Origin of the sequence: Butyricicoccus sp. OF10-2 (assembly GCF_003481925.1) — a bacterium.
Taxonomy (GTDB): Bacteria; Bacillota; Clostridia; order Oscillospirales; family Butyricicoccaceae; genus Agathobaculum; species Agathobaculum butyriciproducens.
The window spans coordinates 1-22,050 of sequence record NZ_QUMC01000014.1; the positions used below are offsets into that span (position 1 = coordinate 1).

Here is a 22,050-nt window from a genome sequence, read left to right on the forward strand (position 1 = left end):
TCGCACTACAACCTTCGTTCTTTTGAACAAAAGTTTAAGCACATCGTTGTTTAATTTACAAGGTACAATCTGCTGTTTTCAAAGAGTTTTCACAACTTTTCGTTGTTCTTAACCGCTCATCAACAGCTTATTTAGTATATCAAAACCAGAAGCGTTTGTCAAGAACTTTTTTCAAATTCTTTTTCAGAACCTCAATCGGTTCTAAACCAAACTTCTCGGTTTTGAGCCTGCCTCTGAGAGACAGCTTTAATAGAATACCAAATCCCGGAGCATTTGTCAAATACTTTTTTTCGTTTTTTGCAAAGAATTTTGCTGCAAACAAAAAACGGCGGCTCACGCCGTCGTTTTCTCTTTCTCCCGATGTTCGGACAAAATCAGACCGCCGAGCGCCAAAACCGTGCCCAGCCACATGATCGGCGTCATGGTTTCGTGTAGAATCAACGCTGAGCTTACTATTGTAATAACCGGCGTTGCATAAATGTACACGCTGGTTTTCACCGGACCGAGCAGGAAAACCGCGCGATTCCACGTCACAAAGCACGTTGCAGACGCACAAAGACCCAGAAACAGCAGATTTGCCAGATGAACCGGCTGCGTCCACACGCTCAAACCGGACGGAAACCCTTCAATCACCGCAGGAACGAGCAAAAACAGCAAACCGTATCCAAAAATGCGGCAGGTAAGCGGAATGGTACGGTAGCCCATGTGACCAAGCTGGCGCACGAGCACCGAGTACACACCCCAGACCAGAGCCGCGCCTACGCCGAGCAGTGCGCCAACCGGGCTGAAATGCAACTCGCTGACGCCCGCAAGCGACACAAGCGCGACACCCGCCATCGCACAAACGAAGCCGAAAAAGAACCATTTGCTGAGTTTTTCGTGCAGCACCGCCGCTGCGATCAGTGCGGTAAACAGCGGCGCTGCCGCTACGATAACGCCGACCAGTGACGCAGAGATGTACGTCAGCGCGATATTTTCCATCAAAAAATAAAGCGTAACGCCCGAAAGACCGGCCAGCGCAAACAATCCCTCATGCCATCTTTTCTGCGGACGCATGAGGCCCTTGCCCACGATGAGCAGTGCCAGAAAGCCGAGCGTGAACCGCGCTACCATAATCTCCAGCGGCGTGAAGGCGCGCAGCAGTACTTTCGTTGAGACAAACGTCGTACCCCAGACAAGCACGCTGAACGCGCCGAACAAATGCCCCTGCATTCTGTGATTTTCCTGCATGATATTCTCCTTTTCAGCGAAAACGGGCGGTTACGGCTTGACCCAGTTCTCCTGTCCTGCGAATGCGTTATACGGTGCCGGATTGAAATGATTGATCAGACCACTTCTGAGCACAACCTGCTGTCGCTCAAATGCCAGCGGAATAAGCGGCATTTCATTCAGGAACGTCGTGTACAGACCCTCCGTATTCTCGCCGCTGCGGTACGCCGTGATGGCATTGCTCATGTCCTCACTCGAGTACGATCCATAGTTCAGTCCGCCCTGCGGAGACAGCAGCGGGCGCAGATCGAAGTCCGGCGTCAGCTGGGTTTCGCCGTAGTACGCATCAAACGAACCGCTCTGCAGCATGGAAACATAGGTATCATACGGCTCCTCATCCACCGTGACATTGACGCCGTTCAGCGAATTCCACGATGCCGCAACCTGTTTTGCCGCCGCTACTTTAAACGCGTTGTCCGAGTTGACGAGCAGGCGGAACGAAAGCTGCACGGTCGCCGCGTCTGTCACTATCGTATCGGTTACTGTGGTATCGGTCGAGCCGGAATTGTCTGCAGAATCGGTCGAATCACCGGAGTCCGTGTTCTCATTGTCCAGAAGCACAGCTTCCTCGTCCGAAACCGTCGAATCGGTTCGGTTTTTCGACGTGCGCACGGTCAGAAAATCCACCTTGTAATCGGTATCGCTTGCCCGGCCGCTCGTATAATAGATAAAGTCGCCGTCCTCGTCGTAGTAGCCGTCCTCCTCAGAAGAGTCCGAGTCATCATCGGAACTGTCTGTAGAATCCGAACCTCCGTCCGAAGAATCGGTGCTGCTGTCACTGCTGCCTGCAGAAGATGCACCTTCCTGTGCCGCCTCGCGCAGCAGCTGCGCCGCAGTCATCAAATCTGCCGACAGGCTGTACGACACGCCGGTATCTGCCGGCTGCGGATTGATCGGCAGCACCGCCGGATCGGCATAATCCTGCAGCTGGGTTGCGCACAGTCCCTGACGGCTGATCGCCATGGAAAGCGCCTGCCGCACTTTTGCATTTGCGAACTGGCTGTTATTGTAATTCAAACCGATATAATGCAGCATAGCACTGCTCACCGGAACAGTATCGACCTCGCCGGTGAACGCAATATTCTGGTCGTCCGGCGCAATACGGGCGCTGCGCATGATGGATACATCGCCGGTGCGGAAGCTGGTGTCCGCCGCATCCGCGCGCGTCATTTTGACCAGCGTAATGTGCCGAATAGTGCCGAGAAAGCCGCCGTGCCAGTTCTCGTTGGCCTCCAGCGTCCATGCAGCGCCGTTCTGAACCGGCTTGTACGGTCCGGTGCCCTCGGCGAACTCTCCTTCGTCCGTCGTACCCGCCCGATAGATCGGAATATCCAGCAGTTTCGGGAAGTTGACGTTCGGCGACGCAAGCGTAATGCGAACCATGCGCTTTGTCACCGCTTCGATCGAGGACACCTCGGTCAGTCGGTTGTGGTACGGCGAACTTTCGTTTTCCAGCACAGTCTTGAGACTTTCGGCAACATCACTTGCCGTCAGCTCCGCACCCGACCAGAACTTGATGCCCTTTTTTATCGTAAAGCTGAACGTGGTTCCATCGCTCGTATAGTCCTCGCACAGCTCGTTTTCGAGTGTAAAATCGCTTTTTATCTCAAAAAGGCCCTCGTAAAGCGCCTCACGCAGCATGCTGTTGACCTCGGTGCCGTCCATAACCGGATTGAGCGTTGTGCCCGAGCGATACCACGCCAGACCGAAATACGCGTCCGACACATCCACGTTGTCTACCGGTGCGCCGTCGCCGTCGTTTCCCTGTCCAAATGGGAACGTGCAGCCACTGAGCACGACCAAAGCCGCCATTGTCAGCGCCAGCGCACGTTTTTTCCAACTTTTCATTGTATTGATCCTTTCGCTTACAGACAGATCATGCCGCCCTGCACGCCGCGCACGCCGTGCGTTACGCGGTGCGACCAGAACTCATCCGAATGACACATGGTGCAGATGCCGCTGTCGATCACATTTTCCGCCGAAAGTCCGGCATCCTGCAGCAGCTTTACGCCAATGCCCTGCAGGTCCACATGGAATTTCGGACCTTTCTCCATGATGAACGGATGCACCTGTGCACCGAGCAGCTCTTCCATCGCTTCCGGCACATCCGCATCAGTCTCGAAGCACTCCTGCCGGATAGACGGACCGAGCACGGCGATCAGGCTTTCGCGTTTTGTGCCGAGCTGCTCCGCCATCACATCAACGGTTTTCGGCAGAATGCCTGCCGCCATGCCGCGCCAGCCGGAATGACACACGCCTGCGGTATGCGTCGCCGGATCATATAATAAGGTGACAACGCAGTCCGCGTAAAAGCCGATGATGGGCGTGTCCGCGAGTGCGGTCACGATCGCATCCGACTGCCATTCCATCGGGCGGTGCAGACCCATGCCGACCTTGTCCTCAGTCACAACCGACACCTGCGTGTCGTGGATCTGCTTGGTGAGCGTCATGCGCGTCTCATCCACGCCGAGCGCCTCGCCCAGCAGGCGATAGTTTTCGCGCACATTCTCCAACTCGTCACCGCGGTTGAAGCCTAAATTCAGGCTTTCGCACGCGCCTGTGCTCACACCGCCGAATTTGGTGGTGAAGGCATGCCGAACCGGAATCCGTCGGCAGGTATAATATACGAAAGAACCGCGCTGTACGCGGCACATAGACTCGTTCATAGTCGTTCCTCCTCGTCTCTTCCATGAGGGAATACAGAATTATTATAGCAAATCGCCCTGCTGTTCACAAGAGCGCACACCAGCCGTTTTCAAAAAACACCAAAAACCGCGTATGTCAGCTTGTCTTTTTCTTGACAGTTTGACGAATAGGCTTTACAATTAAACATAGTATAATACCTGCTGTAACAGAGCCGGTGCCAATGGTGAGCACGGCTTTTTTCAAAGGCATTATCATGAACCGCCAATTCCGATGCGAATTGACGGAATCGCATTTTTCTTTTGACAGCGCAAAACCCTGATTTTTTCGAGCGAATCTTCGCTTTTTCGGCGTATTCTGCCTTTATTCTTCGTGCAGTGCTCATGCGTGCTGCGCGTGTTTCACCGTGGAATCAGCTTGTTTTCTGCCGAACTGCCGCTCTATTGAGAAACAGCACCGCAGATCTGCGGTATTGTCTTGGTTTTGTGCCGTCTCCCAAAATTCGTAAATAGGAGGACACACCAACAGACATGAGCAACATCATCATACCGATCATCACCGGTATCGTGTGTCTCGCAGTAGGCGTAATCATCGGATTCCTGTATCGCAAGAGCGTTGCGGAAAAAGAGATCGGCTCTGCCGAGACCGAGGCCACCCGCATCATCAACGAAGCGATCAAGGCCGGCGAGACCAAAAAACGCGAATCCATACTCGAGGCAAAGGACGAAATCCACAAGCAGCGCGTCGAAGCCGACCGCGAGCTGAAGGAACGCCGCAATGAGACCCAGCAGCTTGAGCGCCGCCTGATTCAGCGCGAGGAAGCACTGGACAAGAAGAGCGACATGCTCGACCGCAAAAATGATGACCTTAACCGCCAGCTGGACGCAAGCCAGAAGGAAAAGGAAGAACTCGAGCGCATCAAGCTCGAGCAGGTAGAAAAGCTGGAGCAGATTGCCAGCATGACCCGCGACGAAGCACGCGATATGCTCGTCCAGTCCATTGAAAACGAAGCAACCCACGATGCAGCCGTCAAGCTGCGCGAGATCAATCAGCGCCTGAAGGACGAAAGCGAGCAGACCGCCCGCGAGATCATCTCGACCGCAATTCAGCGCTGTGCCGCCGATCAGGTATCCGAGGCGACCGTTTCGGTCGTTCCGCTGCCGAACGACGAGATGAAGGGCCGCATTATCGGCCGAGAGGGCCGCAACATCCGCACGCTGGAAACCCTTACCGGCGTAGACCTCATCATCGACGATACGCCCGAAGCTATCACTCTGTCCTCGTTCGATCCGGTTCGCCGTGAGATCGCACGTCTGGCCCTCGAAAAGCTGATCGTTGACGGTCGTATTCATCCGGCTCGCATTGAGGAAATGGTTGACAAGGCTCGCCGCGAGGTTGAGCAGATCATCAAGAGCGAAGGCGAGCGTGCTACCTTCGAAACCGGCATTCACGGCATTCACCCCGAGCTGGTCAAGATCCTCGGCCGCCTGCGCTACCGCACCAGCTACGGTCAGAACGTCCTGCAGCACTCCATCGAGGTGGCTCACATTGCCGGCATGATGGCCAGCGAACTGGGTCTCGATCCGGTTCCGGCACGCCGCGCAGGCCTGCTGCATGATATCGGCAAGGCCATCGACCACGAGGTTGAGGGCAGCCACGTTCAGATCGGCGTAGACCTTGCCAAGAAGTACAAGGAATCCCAGCCGATCATCCATGCCATCGAGGCACACCACGGCGATGTAGAGGCAAAGACCATCGTTGCATGTCTGGTTCAGGCAGCCGATGCCATCTCCGCTGCACGTCCGGGCGCTCGCCGCGAGAACCTGGAGAACTATATCAAGCGTCTGGAGAAGCTCGAGAGCATCGCCAACGAGACGCCCGGTGTTTCCGGTTCGTTTGCCATTCAGGCAGGCCGCGAGATTCGCATCATCGTCAATCCGGAGAAGGTTTCGGACGACAAGATGGTGCTTCTCGCCCGCGAAATCGCCAAGAAGATCGAGAACGAGCTGGATTATCCCGGCCAGATCAAGGTCAACATGGTACGCGAAACGCGTGCGATCGACTACGCAAAGTAAGTAAAATCATACCCCGCAAGAGATTCTCTTGCGGGGTATTTTTATGCCCTTTTTCAGCTTTTAATCTTTATTGCAGACAACGAACCGCACGCCGCCCTTTATATTTTCCGCTTTGCAGGTCAGGCCGTGCAGCGCGAGTATTTTCTGCAGAATGGCCAGTCCCAGTCCGTGTCCGCCTGCGCGGTCGCGCGCCTTATCGCCGCGATAGAACATCTCGAACAGGCGCGGCAGCTCGTCCTCCGGAATGGGCTCACAGTCGTTCTCGACGGTCAGCAGATGATTGCGGCTGTTCGTCAGCCGAACGGACACGCGCCCGTTTTCCGGCGAATACTTGGCGGCATTCTCCAACAGACAGCCGACGGCACGCCGCAGCAGCGTTTCGTCGCCGCGGATACGCACACCATCCGCAATATCGGCGGTCAGGCGGCGTTTCTCAAACAATGGCGCGTATTCGGTCAGCATATCACGCACAAGTGCGGTCAGATTGAGCGTTTTGCGGTTTTTCAGCTCGTCCGTGCGGTCCAGACGGGTGTAATCCAGCATTTCGCGCACCAGACCGTTCATACGGTCGGTTTCCTGCTCGATAGCGGCAAGATACCTCGCGTTTTCCTCTGGCGAAATGTCCTGCGCGATGGCCTCGGCGTACCCGCCGATGAGCGCAAGCGGCGTTTTCAGGTCGTGGCTTGCCGCCGAGACAAACTGCTGTCGTTTGTCCTCGAGGTCGCGTTCGCTGTCCCAGCGGGTGTGCAGAGTCGCCGCCATTTCGCTCAGCGCACGGTTTAGCTCGCCGATTTCGTCTCCGCGTTTCAGGTCGGGCTTGAACTCGTCGAATGCAAGGTTTGCAACCAGATTTGCTTCTCGCGCCGTGTCAACCAGTGGGTCGGACACCATGCGGCGCACGATTTTATAGAAAATAAACAGGAAAATCAGATACAATGCAATCGTGATGAACGGCATACCCCAAAAGAGATCCTCATATGCAGCTTCCTTGTCAATCGGCGCAGTGGCCATGACCATTCCATGTCCATATCCGATCGTGCTGGACAGGGACAAAAAGATAGTAAAATATCCCCCTGTATGATCCACTTTCACATTTTCTCCGTTTATGCACCGCAGTTTGGTTTCCAGATACTTTTTTTCCGCAAAGTATACTTCCATATTCGAATCCTTGTCAAAGCACCACTGCGGCATTTCTTCCCATTGACCGACCTCTTCAACCGGTGTCTGTGCCGTCCATTCATAATCATACGCACCTACGCAGATTCGGTTCGGAATATATATCGTATGACCATTGTTTTCGATTTTTTTGCCATATATCATTGCAATGTATCCCACGTCATCTGAAAAGCCTTTTTTCGGCCCGTATACCTCACGCATCTCACGAATATCCTGCTCGGCAAAATTGCTGATGTCAATATCGGCATCGGCATTCTTACCATACAGCAGCAGCGGCGAACGCATCGTGACCCAGTTTTCCTGTCCATCATAATACTGCACGACATACGCTTTTTCACTATCCCAGATGGAATATGCCAAATCACAACGCATTTTATCGTATTCCGGCGTATTGGCCGACGGCATATCATCAGGGTCATACCCTTTTTCTACCAACGTGTGTTCAACACGCCAGCAAATATCGTTAACTTCCATACCTGCCCTGTACGCTGCGACAACCTGTGCGTTTTCAATCAATTTGAATGTCCACAGTCCAACAAACACCGCCAGAATCACTGCCACAACCGCGGTCAACCTTGCCGCGATGCCGATTTTACGAATCCGCTTTGTCATGTTGATCCCCCCAATCGGTAGCCCTTGCCGTACACCGCACGGATATGCTGCGACGCTGTACCGAGCGCTTTACGCAGGCTGGCAATGTGCCGGTCGATCATGCGCTCGTCCCCGTCGAAATCCGTGCCCCATACCCGCTCGATGAGCAGGTCGCGCGACACCGTGCGTCCCTGTTCGCGCAGCAGCAGCTCGAGTATCTTCGCCTCCTTGGGACGCAGATTTACCGGGTTGCCGTCCACCGTTACCGTGCCCGAAGCCGTATCCATCAGGATATTCGCGTAGCCGAGCTCACTCGCGCCCAGCCGCAGCCCGCGGGCCCGCCGCATGAGCGCCTGTGCCTTTGCCACCAGCACCGGAAACGAAAACGGCTTGGTGATATAATCGTCCGCGCCCGCGCGGAATCCTGCCAGCGTGTCACCCTCCTGCCCAAGTGCTGTGACGAAAATGACCGGAACATCGCTCTCCTGCCGCACCGCTTCGCAGACCTCCAGCCCGTTCAGATGCGGCATCATCACATCCAGCACCAGCAGGTCGAACGGCTGCGCCTGTGCCAGCACGAGCGCCTGCTCGCCGTCATACGCCGGTGTTACCGCCACGCCCGCCGCCCGAAAGAAATCCTGCATCAGCGCGGATAACGCCTTATCGTCCTCTGCTAAAAGAATGTGTCCTGCCATTTGAGGTGCCCCTCTCTATCTGTCATTGGTCTATCCTTTTCCTGTATTTAGTATAGCATAGAATTGTCCATTCTTTATCCAATGAAAAAAGCCTTTCCGAAAAAATTTCGGAAAGGCTTTTGTGTAGTTCGATTTAGACGGCTTCTTTACGCCTGCGGCGGAATACAGCCAACACCATCCAGAATAAAGTGCGGACGGTACGCGTAATTTTCCACATCCTTGCGGGTGGTACAGCCGGAGAGCACCAGAACGGTGTCCAGACCGGTTTCAATACCGGCAACAATATCGGTATCCATGCGGTCGCCGATCATAGCCGCCTCGTGCGAGTGCACACCAAGCAGGCGCAGACCGGTACGCATCATCAGCGGGTTCGGCTTGCCAACATAGTACGCGGTCTTGCCGGTGGCCAGCTCAATCGGAGAAACCAGTGCGCGGCATGCCGGAATAATGCCCTGCTCGGACGGGCCGGTCAAATCGGAGTTGGTGGCAATCAGGCGCGCGCCCTTGTTGATCAGATCGACCGCCTTGAGGATGGTCTGATAGTTGTAGGTGTTGGTCTCACCCGCGATAACATAATCCGGGTCCACATCGTTCATCACGATGCCCGCCTCGTACAGCGCACCGACCAGACCGGGCGCACCGATAACATACGCAGATGCGTGCGGCTTCTGGCTGGCGATGAACTTCGCCGTAGCCAGCGCGGAAGTGTAGAAATGCTCCTCGCCGATCTCCAGACCCATACGGGCCAGCTTCTGCTGAAGCTCGAGCGGCGAACGCTCGGAGGAGTTGGTCAGAAAGAGGAAGCTCTTATTCTCGCGTTGTAACCAGTCCACAAATTCGGTTACACCGGGCAGCAGACGGTTGCCGTGATAGATAACACCGTCCATATCGCAGATGAAGCCTTTCTTCTCGCGAAGCAGCTTTAATTCTTCGTTCATTGTGCTGATCTCCTTTCGGTAACGACCCGTACTCAAACAGCATGGCCGGAAATCTTTTTGTCCATTCTTATTATGCGGAAAATTTCCGCGAACGTCAAGAGCCAACCGAGGAAAAAATGTTAAATCCTCGTAAAGAGCCGAAAAGAGAGTGGAGAGTGAGGAGTGAAGATTTTCTTCTCCGGGCGCATACCAAGGGACACAGGCGGCTCTGCCGGGTCATTTTTAACAAACACCAAAAAGGACCCGGAATCGATAATTCCGAGTCCTTTTTGGTGCAATAGCCCTTATAGGCGCAAGCCTGTCAAGGGTGTCCCCTCGTTCCAAAGGGCACAGCCCTTTGAACGAAGGCGCAAGCCTTTTACGGCTCGAGTCGGTTCATATCACGCGGGAACATGGATGCCTCGCGGATGTTGTTCAGCTTAAGGAGCTGCATGGTCAGGCGCTCCAGACCGATGCCCAGACCGCCGTGCGGCGGCATACCGTACTTGTGCAGCATGGTGAAGGACTCAAACAGCTCGGCGTTCATCTTGCGGGCCTCCAGCTTGTCCATCTGCTCCTGATAATCGTGGATACGCTGACCGCCGGTGGTAATCTCCAGACCGCGGAACAGCAGGTCGAACGACAGCGCCAGCTTCGGGTCCTCCGGATCATCCTTCGCGTAGAACGGACGCTTTGCGGACGGGAAGTGCGTTACAAATACGAAATCAGAGTCGTGCTCCTCCTTTGCCCACTGGCACAGCAGCACTTCTTCGTCCGGGTTGAGGTCGTAGCGGTTCTTGGACTTGTGACCGTACTTCTCCTCCATGATCTGCTTCGCCTCGTGGAAGCGGATGGTCGGGATTTCCTTGATCTCCGGAACCTCGGCGTTCAGCATAGCGAGTTCCTCGGCGCAGTGCTCCTTAACGTAAGCCATAACGGACTTGAGCATGCCGGTCTCCATTGCCATTACATCGTACATGGAATCAATGTAGGCCATCTCGAAGTCCAGACCCATGTACTCGTTCAGGTGACGAGAGGTGTTGTGACGCTCTGCACGGTAAACCGAGCCGATCTCGTATACACGGCCGAATGCACCGGCGAGGTACTGCTTGTGGAACTGCGGGGACTGTGCCAGATAAGCCGGGGTGCCGAAGTAATCCAGCTTGAACAGGTTTGCGCCGCCCTCAGCGCCTGCAACTACGATCTTCGGGGTGTGGATGTGGGTGAAGCCCTGCGACTGCATGTACTGTGCAAAGCCGTCAGCGATCGCACCCTGTACGCGGAAGATCGCCTGCTTGCGCGGATGACGCAGCGTGATCGGACGCAGCGGCAGATCAACATCAAGGGACAGGCCCATATACTTCTTGCCGAGCGGTACCGGCAGCTGGTCGTACGGCTTGCCGAGGATGGACAGTGCGCTCAGAACGACCTCAACGCCATGCTCTGCACGCGGCTCCTCACGAACGGTACCGGTAACCTCAAGTACCATTGCATCCTTGACATCCGAACGCTTGATGCCGCCGATCTCGTCACCCTGGAAGGTGCACTGGATCAGACCGCGCTCAACGCGCATTACAACAAAAGAAAAGTCAGACATATCGCGTACACGGTGAACCGTGCCGCGGAACGTGACCTCGCTGCCGACTGCTTCGCAGACGCGCTTTACGGTGTCAACGTACTGACCCGCTTCATGAATCATTTCCATAATATTACGCCTCTCTGTTTACAATTTTCAGATAGAGTTATTGTAGCATGGATTTAATGCCGTGACAAGGTTTTACCAGTGAAATCCACGCTGTTTCGACAATTTTTCTTATCGTTTCAGCCGGCGGAGCACCGCCTGTACTTCCTCGCGGCCCTCACCGCTGACGATAATGCACACTGCATAAACGCCCGCACCGACCACGACAGCCGCGCCAAGGCGAATGAGATTGCCGACCGGCAGCAGCGTGCATGCAAAAGCCGCCGCACCGCACAGCAGCGCCGAAACGATGATGCGCACCAGACTGACCGGTGCCACGCGGAACAGAAACCGGCTGCGCACGCGCACGCAGGTAATGATAAAGTAGGACGCAAATGCGACCACCGAACCGAGCGCACCGCCCGTAAATCCGAGGATTTTGAGCAGAATGACACTCGAAACCACCTTGATAACTGCTGCGATCGCGCTGTTCTGCAGAACGTGTACGGTGGATTGCTCCAGCTCATACGCCTTGTTGGCGTACTCGGTCAGGCCCATGAACAGCATGGCAAGCGCAGTATACGCGATGACCGGCGCACCGGCGGCGTACTTCGCGGGGAACAGGAACCGGCTGAGTGGCAGCGCAACCGCCGTCAGACCTGCAACCGCAGGCACGGCGATCAGCAGATACAGCCGCACGCCCTGATCGAGCAGCGGCTTTGCTGCGACTTTGCCGCCCTCACGCCAGCCGCGCAGCACGGCAGGATACACGCCGCGCATAATGCCGACCGAGATCATCGTGAACAGACCGCTTGCGATCGAGTTGTTATTCGAATAGTATGCGTACAGAATGTTGCCGTAAAAGCCGACAACGAGGTATTTGTCGATCTGGTTGAGCAGCGCCACCGAGATAGAAACGCCCATCAGCGGTACGCCGTATTTGAGGAACCGGTTCAGCAGCGGCTTGGAGAAATACTTCAGCCGCACAACAACCGGCAGGCTGAGCGCAAACACCGCACCGATGGTGGCTACACCGTCCGCAATGGTATTGGCAAAGATAGCCGGGAACGGCGACGGATAATTCGACTTGCCGCCGACAAGCGCGAATGCAACCGCGAGCTTGAGCACCGCCGAGGTCAGCGACCACAGGATGGATGCTTTGACGCGGCCGAGCTGAATCAGCGCCGCATTGAGCACCTGAAACGCCGTGTAGGTGCAGAACATCAGCGCACCGCCCAGACAAACCGGACTTTGCGTCACAGCTGCCGTAATGCAGCAGCCGATGGCAACAAGCACACACAATCCCACATAGATGGTAGAAACCGTGGAGAACAGGCCGCGTCCTTCATCGGCGCGATACTCCTCACCTACATAACGGGTGGCGGAGTTCGCCATCCAGCCCGCGAGGATGAGGTAGAGCAGCTGTATCGTAGTGTTAGTCAGGTTGAACGCGCTGACCGCACCCTCCACAAAGATGTGGGAATACAACGAGGAACACCCGATGACGAGCAGTCCCTCGACCACCTTGGCCGGCAGGAACAGCATGGCATCGCGCGTCATGGTATTTTTAGAGGACAAAAGAAAAACCCTCGCTTTCCGTCAGATAAAATCAGTATACCATGTTCTGAGCAAAAAAACAAACTTCGTTTGCCAAAATACTGCCGAAAAAGACGACATTTACCGCGTCCGAGTTTTGCAATCCCCCTGTTTTCATGGTATACTGATTATACTTGTCAAGTGGAGGTATTTGACTTTGCGAATCATGCATGTAATGGGCGGCGGCGATGTAGGCGGCGCCAAGACCCAGATTATGAATACTGTAACCGGACTCAACCGCAATAACGATGTAATGCTCATCTCGTTCCGCGCAGGTCCGTTTGCAGATGAAGCGCGCGAGCGCGGCATTGATGTGCGCGTGATCGAGCGGCACAATCCGTTCCGCGCGGCACGGACCATGCGCGACCTGGTAGATGCGTTCAAGCCCGACATTATTCACTGCCACGGCGGCCGTGCCAACCTGATGGGAGCCATGGTGCGCCGCAGCCGTCATGTTCCCATCGTGACGACCGTCCACTCGGATTACCGGCTGGACTACCTCGCAGTCCGCTCAAGCAGTACACGCTCGGCACGGCGAATGCCATCGCGCTGCGCTTTCTCGACTTCTATCAGCCGGTCGCAGACCGTATGGCGCGCACGCTCATCGAGCGCGGCTTTGACCCGGAGCGCATTGTAAAAATCTACAACGGTATGGATTTTGACCGTCCGAAGGGCGAATTTGACCGCGTTGCCTATCTGCGGGACACCTACGGAGCCGAGATCGAGGACGGCGACGTGCTATGCGGCATTGCCGCGCGTCTGACTGCTGTCAAGGATATTGCGACCACCATTCGCGGCTTTGCCGAGGCGCTGAAATCTGCGCCGCAGCTGCGCCTGTTCATCGCCGGTGACGGCGAGGACGAGGATATGCTCAAAAAGCTGTGCGACCAGCTCGGCGTGCGCGAGCGCGTAACATTCTGCGGCTGGGTATCGCCGGTCATGCCGTTCTTCCGTGCGATGGACATCAACCTGCTGTCCTCGGTGTCCGAAACCTTCCCGTACTCCATTCTCGAGGGCGTTTGTGCCGGCTGCGCGACCATCTGCTCGGATGTCGGCGGCATGCCCGAACTCATCGACACCGGCGAAAACGGCTATATCTTCCCGGTCGGGGACGATAAGCGGCTGGCGGAATATCTGGTCCGTCTGGGCAACGATGCCGAACTGCGGCAGAAATTCGCGGACGCGCTGTACGAAAAAGCCTCCCGCGATTTCTCGCGCGACAAAATGTGCGAACGTCAGATGGAAAACTACCGTCACCTGCTGGCACGGTTCCACCGTCCGAAAAACGAGCGCGAGAGCATTGTCATCTGCGGTGCGTACGGACGCGGCAACGCCGGTGACGACGCCATCTTAGAGGCCATCGTGCAGGAGATGCGTCAGCTCGATCCCGAACGCACCATCTGCGTTATGTCGCGCAGGCCAAAGGAAACGCGCCTGATCTACCGCACGAACGCCATCTATACCTTTAATGTGTTCTCCGTCCTGCGCAAGTTCCGTCATGCCGCGCTGTATATCAACGGCGGCGGCTCACTCATGCAGGATGTTACGTCCACCCGCTCGATCTGGTACTACTGCTACACGCTGTACGCCGCCAAAAAGCGCGGCTGCAAGGTAATGATGTACGGCTGCGGCATCGGTCCGATCAACCGTCCGGGCAACCGCCGGATGGCCGCCAGAACCATTGATGCATCGGTTGACCGCATCACGCTGCGCGACGACAATTCCCGCGCACTGCTTGCCGAAATGGGCGTTACCCGGCCGGATATCCGTGTTTCCGCCGACCCGACCATCATTCTGACGCCGGCGCCGCGTGAAATCGTCAATATCGCCCTCGAGCAGAGCGGCATTGACCCGAACGGAAAGTATATCGGCTTCGGTCTGCGCAACTGGAAGGGTCTGGACACGGCTCTGCCCGAAATCGCGGCTGCAGCCAACTATGCCTACGAAAAGCACGGTCTGACGCCGGTTTTCGTACCCATCGAGTTCCCGAGCGACCTCATGCCCGCAGAACGTGTCGGCGCACTGCTGCACTGTCCGTGGCACGCCGTGCGTACCCGACAGCCCATCGAAGTCACCATCGGCATCCTCTCCCGCATGAAAACCGTGGTTGGCATCCGACTGCATTCGCTGATGTTCTCCGCCGGTCAGGGCGTTCCGGTCGTCGGCATGAGCTACGACATCAAGGTGGACGGTTTTCTGAAATATATCGGAAGCCGCACCTGCCTGCAGCTTTCGTCCGTCAAGGCGGAGCCGTTGTGCCGCCTCATCGACGAGTGCGTCTCCGGTGCGCTCGATAACGAGGTGCACCGCACCGCGGAAATGCTGAGAGAAAGAGAGTCCGAGAATGTGAAGGGTGCAGCGAAGCTGCTGAACATTTCCGAAAACTAAACCGTAGGGCGGGGTGCCCTACGATACATGATAAAACAATCCACTAAAGGGGTTATATAGATATGAAGAACCACATCGTCTGTCTTTCGACAACGAACTACCATCCTCTGCCGACGCGCAAGCAGAACGTGATGAGCCGTCTGCGCAACAGCGAAATCCTGTATTTTGATCCTCCGGTGTCCATGATCGCACCGCTCAAGGACAAAAAAGCCTCCGCATATATCGAAAAATACAAGCAGCCCGGCGAAAAAGTCGAGGGACACGAAAACATCACCGTGTACGCGCTGCCGCCGGTACTGCCGTTTTTCAACAAGTTCCGCTGGATCAACAAAATCAACCAGAAGCGGCAGGCGGCGTTCATCCGCGAAAAGATGCGCGAGCACGGCTTCGGCGACGAGACCGTGCTGTGGTGCTACTCGCCGTCCTCGTGCGATATTGTGGAGCACCTGCCGCACTCCAAGCTGGTATATGACTGTGTAGACCGTCATTCCGCATACAAGGGCCACATCAATCCCAAGGTTGTGGACAAGATGGAATGCGATCTGGCCAAGCCTGCCGATCAGGTATTCGCAACCGCAGTCGGACTGGCAGAGACACTGGAAAAGATCAACCCGACCACCCAGATGATCCCGAACGGCGCGGCTTACGAGATTTTCTCGCGCGTACAGACCGAGAAGGACACCCTTCCCTGCCCGGAGGACATGAAGGATCTGCCGCATCCGATCTACGGCTTTGTCGGCATGCTGCAGGAGTGCATCGACTATGCACTGATCGAAAAGCTGGCGAAGAGCCGTCCGAACGCGACGATTTTCCTGATCGGACGCACGCTGCCGGGTGTTGACCTGACAAATCTCAAGCAGTACCCGAACATCGTATTCCACGGTCTGGTGCCGCAGCCCGAGCTGCCCGCATATCTGGCGCAGATGGACGTCTGCCTGAACGTATTCCGTGCCGGTGCGCTCTCCAAGGACGTTTCGCCGCTCAAGTTCTACGAATATCTGGCAACCGGCAAGCCGATCGTTTCCACGCGCGAGCCGCTGCAGGTCGAGGATTTCAAGGATGTGGTCTACATTGCCCGCAATCCCGAGATGTTCCTGCCGCTGTGCGATGCCGCTGCCAAGGAAAAACGTCCGGCATGGACGGAAAAACGCCTTGCCTACGGCGCGCAGTGCTCGTGGACCGAGCGTGTGCACCAGATGGAAGAGGTGCTTTATAAAAAGGGCGTTCTGCACGAAAGTGCAGAGGAGTAAAATTTATCTTTGGGCATTTACACGAATCCCGAAAAAAGCGGGTAAAATACTTGCATTAACAAGTTAAATTAGCTAAAATAAATATGTATCGTCACCGTTGGTTTTAAGAAAGAGGTGTACACATGACCGGCAGCGTATTTTTGAATCAGACTGCAGCTGAACAGTTTTTCGTTCTCGGGCATTCGTGCATTCTCTCGGGCATCGGTGCACATAAATGAGCGATTATAGGGCACGGGTATACCCGTGCCCTCATTTGTTTTTGTAGGAGGAATAACAAATGAAAAAAGTTCTCGTTGTCATGGGATCCGACAGTGATCTCAAGGTAATGGAAAAGTGTGTTGACCGTCTGAAATCGTTCGATATTCCGACTGAGGTCCGCATCTGCTCCGCGCACCGCACCCCGGCCGCTGCCGAGCAGCTGGCGAAGAACGCGGCAGCCGAAGGCTTCGGCGTTATCATCGCGGCGGCAGGCAAGGCCGCACACCTCGGCGGTGTACTGGCAGCTTACACCACGCTTCCGGTAATCGGCGTGCCGATGGCCACCAGCGTGATGGGCGGCATGGACAGCCTGCTCTCCATCGTGCAGATGCCCAAGGGTATTCCGGTGGCAACCGTTGCGATCGACGGCGCAGACAACGCCGCCATCCTCGCAGCACAGATGATCGCCCTGTCGGATGACGCGCTGGCACAGAAGCTCGCGCAGTTCAAGGCCGATATGGCAGCGGAAGTTACCGCAAAGGACGAAAAGGTTCGCGCTCAGTTCGCGTAATCTATATAGGTATCTCTGATACCGCATCCCCGCAAGGTAAAGGCATTGGGGCTGCTCCCATTGGCAGCTTCGATGTACAACCTGCAAACAACATTGTTTCAAATTAACACTACTTATACAAATGGAGGAATTGGACATGGAAAAGAAAGAACAGCTGTACGAAGGCAAGGCTAAGAAGGTATTCGCTACCGACGATGCAAATCTCGTAATCGTTGACTACAAGGACGATGCAACCGCATTCAACGGTGAGAAGAAGGGCACCATTACCGGCAAGGGCGTTATCAACAACGTAATGAGCAATCACATGTTCCAGCTGCTCGAGCAGCAGGGCGTGCCGACCCACTTTGTTGAGCAGCTCTCCGAGCGTGAGACCCTGGTAAAGAAGGTCTCCATTGTACCGCTGGAGGTCATCATCCGCAACATTTCCGCCGGTTCCTTTGCGAAGCGTTTCGGCGTGGAAGAGGGCATCGTATTCGACGAGCCGACCATCGAGTTCTCCTACAAAAACGATGAGCTTGGCGACCCGCTCATGAACGCTTACCACGCGATCGCACTGAGGCTGCTACCCGTGAGGAGATCGAGACCATCAAGGCAATGGCCTTCAAGGTAAACGAGGTTATGAAGCAGTACTTCGATACCCTGAACGTCATCCTCGTTGATTTTAAGCTCGAGTTCGGCAAGACTGCGGACGGCAAGATCGTTCTCGCAGACGAAATCTCTCCGGATACCTGCCGCCTGTGGGACAAGACCACCAAGGAGAAGCTGGACAAGGATCGCTTCCGTCGTGACATGGGCGGTGTCGAGGAGGCATATCAGGAGATCATGAAGCGCGTTATGGGCAAGTAAGCCCATCCGCAAGGCAAGATTCGGACAAGAAAAGGCTGAAGAATGAAATATCGTATTTTAAGAAAAAGCAGCACTCCGTTTGACAAGGTGCATGAGGAGTGCGGTGTATTCGGTATCGCAGCGCCGGAAGGCAAGGAGATTTCCGCCGCGCACGACGCGTATACTGCACTGTTTGCTCTCCAGCACCGCGGTCAGGAGGCTGCCGGTATCGCCGTAAACAAAAACGGCGTGATCCACTGCCATAAGGACACCGGTCTGGTCAGCGCCGTGTTCAATCAGGAGATTCTGGACAACATGCCCGGCTCGATGGCTATCGGTCATGTGCGCTACTCCACCACCGGCGATACCCGCCGCGAGAATGCGCAGCCGATCTCCATCACCCATGTAAAGGGCAATCTCGCGGTTGCGCACAACGGCAACCTCGTAAACGCAGGCGAGCTGCGCCGCGAGATCGAGCTGGACGGCGGCATTTTCCGCTCCTCGAACGACACCGAGGTGCTGGTATACACCATTGTTAAGGAACGCCTCAAGTGCGGCTCTATTGAAGAAGCCGTTATGAACACCATGCACCGCATCGAGGGTGCCTACTCTCTGGTTGTTATGTCTCCGCGCAAGCTGATCGCGGCACGCGACCCGCACGGCTTCCGTCCGCTGTGTATCGGCCTGCTGGACAACGACTGCTACATTTTCGCTTCCGAGACCTGCGCTCTGGACGCGCTCGGTGCAAAGTTCATCCGCGATGTAGAACCCGGTGAGGTCTGCGTTGTCGAAAACGGTGAGCTGCGCTCCATGCACTGCGGTATCGAGTGCAAGTCCTCCGCGTGTGTATTCGAGTACATTTACTTTGCCCGTCCGGACTCCATCATCGACGGTGCATCGGTTGAGCTGGCCCGTCAGGAGGCCGGCAAGTATCTGTCCATCGAGCATCCGGTCGGCGCTGACGTGGTTATCGGCGTACCGGATTCCGGTATCCCGGCAGCCATCGGCTACGCGAAGTTCTCCGGCATTCCGTACGGCGTCGGTCTCATCAAGAACCGCTATATCGCCCGCACCTTTATCCAGCCGGGTCAGGACAAGCGCGAGCGCTCCGTGCGTCTCAAGCTGAATGCCCTGCGCACCGCTATTGAGGGCAAGCGCGTCATCATGGTCGATGACTCCATCGTCCGCGGTACGACCTGCGGCCGTCTGGTAAAGCTGCTGCGCGACGCAGGCGCGGCTGAGGTTCACATGAGAATTTCGGCACCTCCGTTCCGTCATCCCTGCTTCTTCGGCACGGATATTCCAGAGCGCAACCAGCTGCTCGCACACAACCGCACGGTTGAGGAAATGCGCGAGATCATCGGCGTGGATTCGCTCGGCTTCCTGTCGCTCGAAGCCTGCCGCAAGATTGCAGTCGGCTGCAAGCTGGGCTTCTGCGATGCATGCTTCTCCGGTGAGTACCCGATTCCAGTACCCGAGCAGGTGGATAAGAACATGTTCGAGACCGAGATTCCGCTCCCCTCTGACAAAGACTAAACCTGAATGGAAAATGATGATTGATAATGAAGGTCACACGCCTTCATTATCAATTTTCCATCTTTAATTATGAAAGTGAGATGTTAAGAATGAGTGTAAGCCGTTCTGAAAGCTACAAGGCTGCCGGCGTTGACGTTACCGCAGGCTATGAAGCGGTCAAGCTGATGAAGCCGATGGTAGAAAGCACCTTTACCAAGGGCGTTATGGGTACGCTCGGCGGCTTCGGCGGCCTGTTCCGTCCGGAGTTCAATGGCATGAAGGATCCGATCCTCGTTTCCGGTACGGATGGCGTCGGCACCAAGCTCAAGCTGGCGTTCCTGATGGACAAGCACGACACCGTTGGCATCGACTGCGTTGCCATGTGCGTAAACGACATCGCCTGCTGCGGTGCACAGCCGCTGTTCTTCCTCGACTATGTTGCAGTCGGCAAGAACCACCCGGAGAAGATCGCACAGATGGTTTCCGGTATCGCAGAGGGCTGCCGTCAGGCAGGCTGCGCGCTGATCGGCGGCGAGACCGCTGAAATGCCGGGCTTCTATCCGGAAAACGAGTACGATATGGCAGGCTTCTCTGTCGGCATGGTCGATAAGGAAAAGATGATCGACGGCACCGGCATCAAGGCCGGCGACGCGCTGATCGGTGTTGCCTCCTCCGGCGTACACTCCAACGGCTATTCTCTGGTTCGCAAGACGCTCGGCATCAACGAGAAGTCGGTTCGCCGCTACATCGACGAATTCGGCAAGACCCTTGGCGAAGAGCTGCTGACCCCGACCAAGATCTACGTTAAGGCGATCCAGTCCCTGATGGGCAAGGTTGAGGTCAAGGGCATCAGCCACATCACCGGCGGCGGCTTCTATGAAAACGTACCGCGCATGCTGCCGGCAGGCATCGTTGCCAAGATCGAGAAGGCTGCTATGCCGGTTCCGCCGGTATTCGACCTGATCGCAAAGACCGGCAAGATTCCGGAGCGCGACATGTACAACACCTTCAACATGGGCGCCGGTCTGGTTCTGGCCGTTGCCGCTGAGGACGCTTCCCGCGCGGTTGCAGCAATTTCCGCTGCAGGCGAGCAGGCTTATGTTATCGGCGAGTGCGTAAACGGCGCCGAAAAGGGCGTAGAACTCGTTTAAGTAAATTGAAAATGGAGAATTGAGAATTGGCGCTATCCTTGCGCGGGTTTCGTCCGCGCTGCGTGGTTCAGTGCAAAGCGATGTGTTGAATAATCGCGTTCTGCACGAATCCACAATTCTCCATTTCATTTGTTTTTTGGAGAAAAATAAATGACAAAAATTGCAGTTTTGGTTTCGGGCGGCGGCACGAACCTGCAGGCGCTCATTGACGCACAGCAGGCGGGCAAGATCGAAAACGGACAGATTTCGCTCGTTATTTCGTCCAACCCGAAGGCGTATGCACTCGAGCGTGCCGCAAAAGCGGCTATTCCCTCCGAGGTGCTGCGCCGCAGGGACTTTTCCGACGCGGAAGAGTACGGCAAGGCGCTTACCGCTCTGCTGGAGAACGCAGACATCGGTCTGATCGTGCTCGCAGGCTTCATGACCGTCCTGCCGGACAGCTTCTGCCGCCATTTTGAAAACCGCATTATCAACGTACATCCCTCGCTCATCCCCTCCTTCTGCGGAGAGGGCTTCTACGGTCTGCGCGTGCATGAAGCCGCGCTGGCAAAAGGGGTAAAGGTTACCGGTGCGACCGTACATTTTGTATCCGAAGTGGTAGACGGCGGCGCAATTATCGCGCAGAAGGCCGTTGAAGTGGAAGATGGCGACACACCGGAGACCTTGCAGAAGCGCGTCATGCAGAACGCGGAGTGGATTCTTCTGCCGCAGGCAGTATCCGACTTCTGCGCAGGCAGACTGCGCGTGGACGGCGCTATCGTCCATAAAAACTGAACAGGAGTGACAGCATTATGAGCAAGAATGTTTTTGACATCAGCCAGGAGCTGATGAGCAACGCATATCCCGGCCGCGGCATTATTCTCGGCCGCACCCCGGATAATAAAAAGAATGTTATCGCCTACTTCATCATGGGCCGCTCGGAGAACAGCCGCAACCGCGTGTTCACCGAAACCGAGGACGGTATCCGCACGGAGGCATTTGACCCGTCCAAGATGGTCGATCCCTCGCTGATCATCTATCATCCGGTGCGCCTGTACAACGGCACCCTGGTCGTTACCAACGGCGACCAGACCGATACCATCGTGGACTATCTCAAGCAGGGCAAGAGCTACTTTGAGGCGCTCCGCACCCGCCAGTTTGAGCCGGACGCCCCCAACTACACCTCCCGCATTTCGGGCGTTGTCAATCCGGACGGCTCCTACAGCCTGTCCATCCTCAAGAACTTCACCTCGGACCGCACCGCCAACAAGCGTTTTTTCTATGAGTACGATAAGCCGGTTGCCGGTCTGGGCCATTTCATCCATACCTATCAGTGCGACGGCGATCCGCTGCCGCCGTTCCGCGGCGAGCCGAAGTGCATCCGCATCGAGCTGCCCATTCACGAGTTCACCAACCTGCTCTGGAACAGCCTGAACGAGCAGAACAAGGTTTCGCTGTTCGTGCGCTACGTCGATCTGGAGACCGGCGAAGTTGAGCAGGAAATCCGCAACAAGAACGCAGAATAACTGC

At 55.8% G+C, this 22,050-nt stretch carries 18 protein-coding genes and 1 pseudogene; 10 read left to right on the top strand and 9 right to left on the bottom strand.

The genetic code is table 11. The features are described from left to right. Window positions 1–139: 139 nt before the first annotated feature. From DXB00_RS08575 to pgeF, 4 genes are read right to left on the bottom strand one after another with little or no spacing between them, the layout of a single operon-like run. Window positions 140–337 carry a hypothetical protein gene (locus tag DXB00_RS08575; RefSeq protein ID WP_119214794.1) on the bottom strand — a complete coding sequence of 66 codons (198 nt, stop codon included), beginning with the start codon at window positions 335–337 and terminating at the stop codon, window positions 140–142. Then, entirely contained in the window at window positions 334–1,230 is an 897-nt protein-coding gene (locus tag DXB00_RS08580) for a DMT family transporter (RefSeq protein WP_118729157.1), read from the bottom strand. Before DXB00_RS08580 ends, DXB00_RS08575 begins: the two co-directional genes overlap by 4 nt. Before the next feature lie 30 nt (window positions 1,231–1,260). Next, window positions 1,261–3,117, bottom strand: a complete 1,857-nt coding sequence (locus DXB00_RS08585) for an ABC transporter substrate-binding protein (protein WP_118729158.1) — start codon at window positions 3,115–3,117, stop codon at window positions 1,261–1,263. 17 nt (window positions 3,118–3,134) lie between these two features. Then, window positions 3,135–3,935, bottom strand: coding sequence for a peptidoglycan editing factor PgeF (gene pgeF / locus DXB00_RS08590; protein WP_117492101.1), 801 nt, complete (start codon window positions 3,933–3,935; stop codon window positions 3,135–3,137). 507 nt (window positions 3,936–4,442) lie between these two features. On the opposite strand from pgeF, the gene rny reads away from it, so the two are divergent. Then, window positions 4,443–5,987, top strand: coding sequence for a ribonuclease Y (rny, locus tag DXB00_RS08595; RefSeq protein ID WP_117492099.1), 1,545 nt, complete (start codon window positions 4,443–4,445; stop codon window positions 5,985–5,987). A gap of 60 nt (window positions 5,988–6,047) precedes the next feature. Here rny and DXB00_RS08600 read toward each other — a convergent pair whose 3' ends face one another. From DXB00_RS08600 to DXB00_RS08620, 5 genes are all read right to left on the bottom strand, one after another. Then, on the bottom strand, window positions 6,048–7,775 hold the full coding sequence (locus DXB00_RS08600; protein WP_118729159.1) for a sensor histidine kinase: 1,728 nt from the start codon (window positions 7,773–7,775) through the stop codon (window positions 6,048–6,050). Next, complete coding sequence (locus DXB00_RS08605) at window positions 7,772–8,449, bottom strand: response regulator transcription factor (RefSeq protein ID WP_110435890.1); 678 nt, start codon at window positions 8,447–8,449, stop codon at window positions 7,772–7,774. The genes DXB00_RS08600 and DXB00_RS08605 overlap by 4 nt, the downstream gene beginning before the upstream one ends. Before the next feature lie 146 nt (window positions 8,450–8,595). Continuing rightward, a complete protein-coding gene (locus DXB00_RS08610) occupies window positions 8,596–9,387 on the bottom strand; it encodes an HAD-IIA family hydrolase (protein ID WP_118729161.1) in 792 nt (263 codons plus the stop codon). A gap of 358 nt (window positions 9,388–9,745) precedes the next feature. Next, the gene (gene aspS, locus DXB00_RS08615) at window positions 9,746–11,071 is read right to left on the bottom strand and encodes an aspartate--tRNA(Asn) ligase (protein WP_118729162.1); all 1,326 of its coding nucleotides are present in this window, start codon (window positions 11,069–11,071) and stop codon (window positions 9,746–9,748) included. Between the two features lie 108 nt (window positions 11,072–11,179). Then, window positions 11,180–12,625: a lipopolysaccharide biosynthesis protein gene (locus DXB00_RS08620; RefSeq protein WP_147358070.1), complete on the bottom strand. Its 1,446-nt coding sequence runs from the start codon at window positions 12,623–12,625 to the stop codon at window positions 11,180–11,182. 184 nt (window positions 12,626–12,809) lie between these two features. On the opposite strand from DXB00_RS08620, the gene DXB00_RS16355 reads away from it, so the two are divergent. The 9 genes and pseudogenes from DXB00_RS16355 (at window position 12,810) to DXB00_RS08665 (ending at window position 22,046) form a co-directional block, all read left to right on the top strand. Continuing rightward, window positions 12,810–13,280, top strand: coding sequence for a glycosyltransferase (locus DXB00_RS16355; protein WP_243107187.1), 471 nt, complete (start codon window positions 12,810–12,812; stop codon window positions 13,278–13,280). Continuing rightward, window positions 13,232–15,031, top strand: a complete 1,800-nt coding sequence (gene csaB, locus DXB00_RS08630; RefSeq protein WP_119214796.1) for a polysaccharide pyruvyl transferase CsaB — start codon at window positions 13,232–13,234, stop codon at window positions 15,029–15,031. Before DXB00_RS16355 ends, csaB begins: the two co-directional genes overlap by 49 nt. A gap of 62 nt (window positions 15,032–15,093) precedes the next feature. Beyond that, the gene (locus DXB00_RS08635; protein ID WP_118729165.1) at window positions 15,094–16,281 is read left to right on the top strand and encodes a glycosyltransferase; all 1,188 of its coding nucleotides are present in this window, start codon (window positions 15,094–15,096) and stop codon (window positions 16,279–16,281) included. A gap of 277 nt (window positions 16,282–16,558) precedes the next feature. After that, a complete protein-coding gene (gene purE, locus DXB00_RS08640; RefSeq protein ID WP_110435884.1) occupies window positions 16,559–17,050 on the top strand; it encodes a 5-(carboxyamino)imidazole ribonucleotide mutase in 492 nt (163 codons plus the stop codon). A 136-nt stretch (window positions 17,051–17,186) separates the two neighbouring features. Continuing rightward, window positions 17,187–17,896, top strand: a pseudogene (gene purC, locus DXB00_RS08645) (phosphoribosylaminoimidazolesuccinocarboxamide synthase). 42 nt (window positions 17,897–17,938) lie between these two features. Continuing rightward, window positions 17,939–19,411 carry an amidophosphoribosyltransferase gene (purF, locus tag DXB00_RS08650; RefSeq protein WP_118286179.1) on the top strand — a complete coding sequence of 491 codons (1,473 nt, stop codon included), beginning with the start codon at window positions 17,939–17,941 and terminating at the stop codon, window positions 19,409–19,411. Between the two features lie 89 nt (window positions 19,412–19,500). After that, window positions 19,501–20,541 (top strand): phosphoribosylformylglycinamidine cyclo-ligase, encoded by a 1,041-nt coding sequence (purM, locus tag DXB00_RS08655; RefSeq protein ID WP_117752103.1) that lies wholly within the window; start codon window positions 19,501–19,503, stop codon window positions 20,539–20,541. A 150-nt stretch (window positions 20,542–20,691) separates the two neighbouring features. After that, window positions 20,692–21,315 carry a phosphoribosylglycinamide formyltransferase gene (purN, locus tag DXB00_RS08660; protein ID WP_118286178.1) on the top strand — a complete coding sequence of 208 codons (624 nt, stop codon included), beginning with the start codon at window positions 20,692–20,694 and terminating at the stop codon, window positions 21,313–21,315. Window positions 21,316–21,332: 17 nt separating this feature from the next. Beyond that, window positions 21,333–22,046 carry an IMP cyclohydrolase gene (locus DXB00_RS08665; RefSeq protein WP_117492078.1) on the top strand — a complete coding sequence of 238 codons (714 nt, stop codon included), beginning with the start codon at window positions 21,333–21,335 and terminating at the stop codon, window positions 22,044–22,046. The last annotated feature ends 4 nt before the right edge of the window (window positions 22,047–22,050 follow it).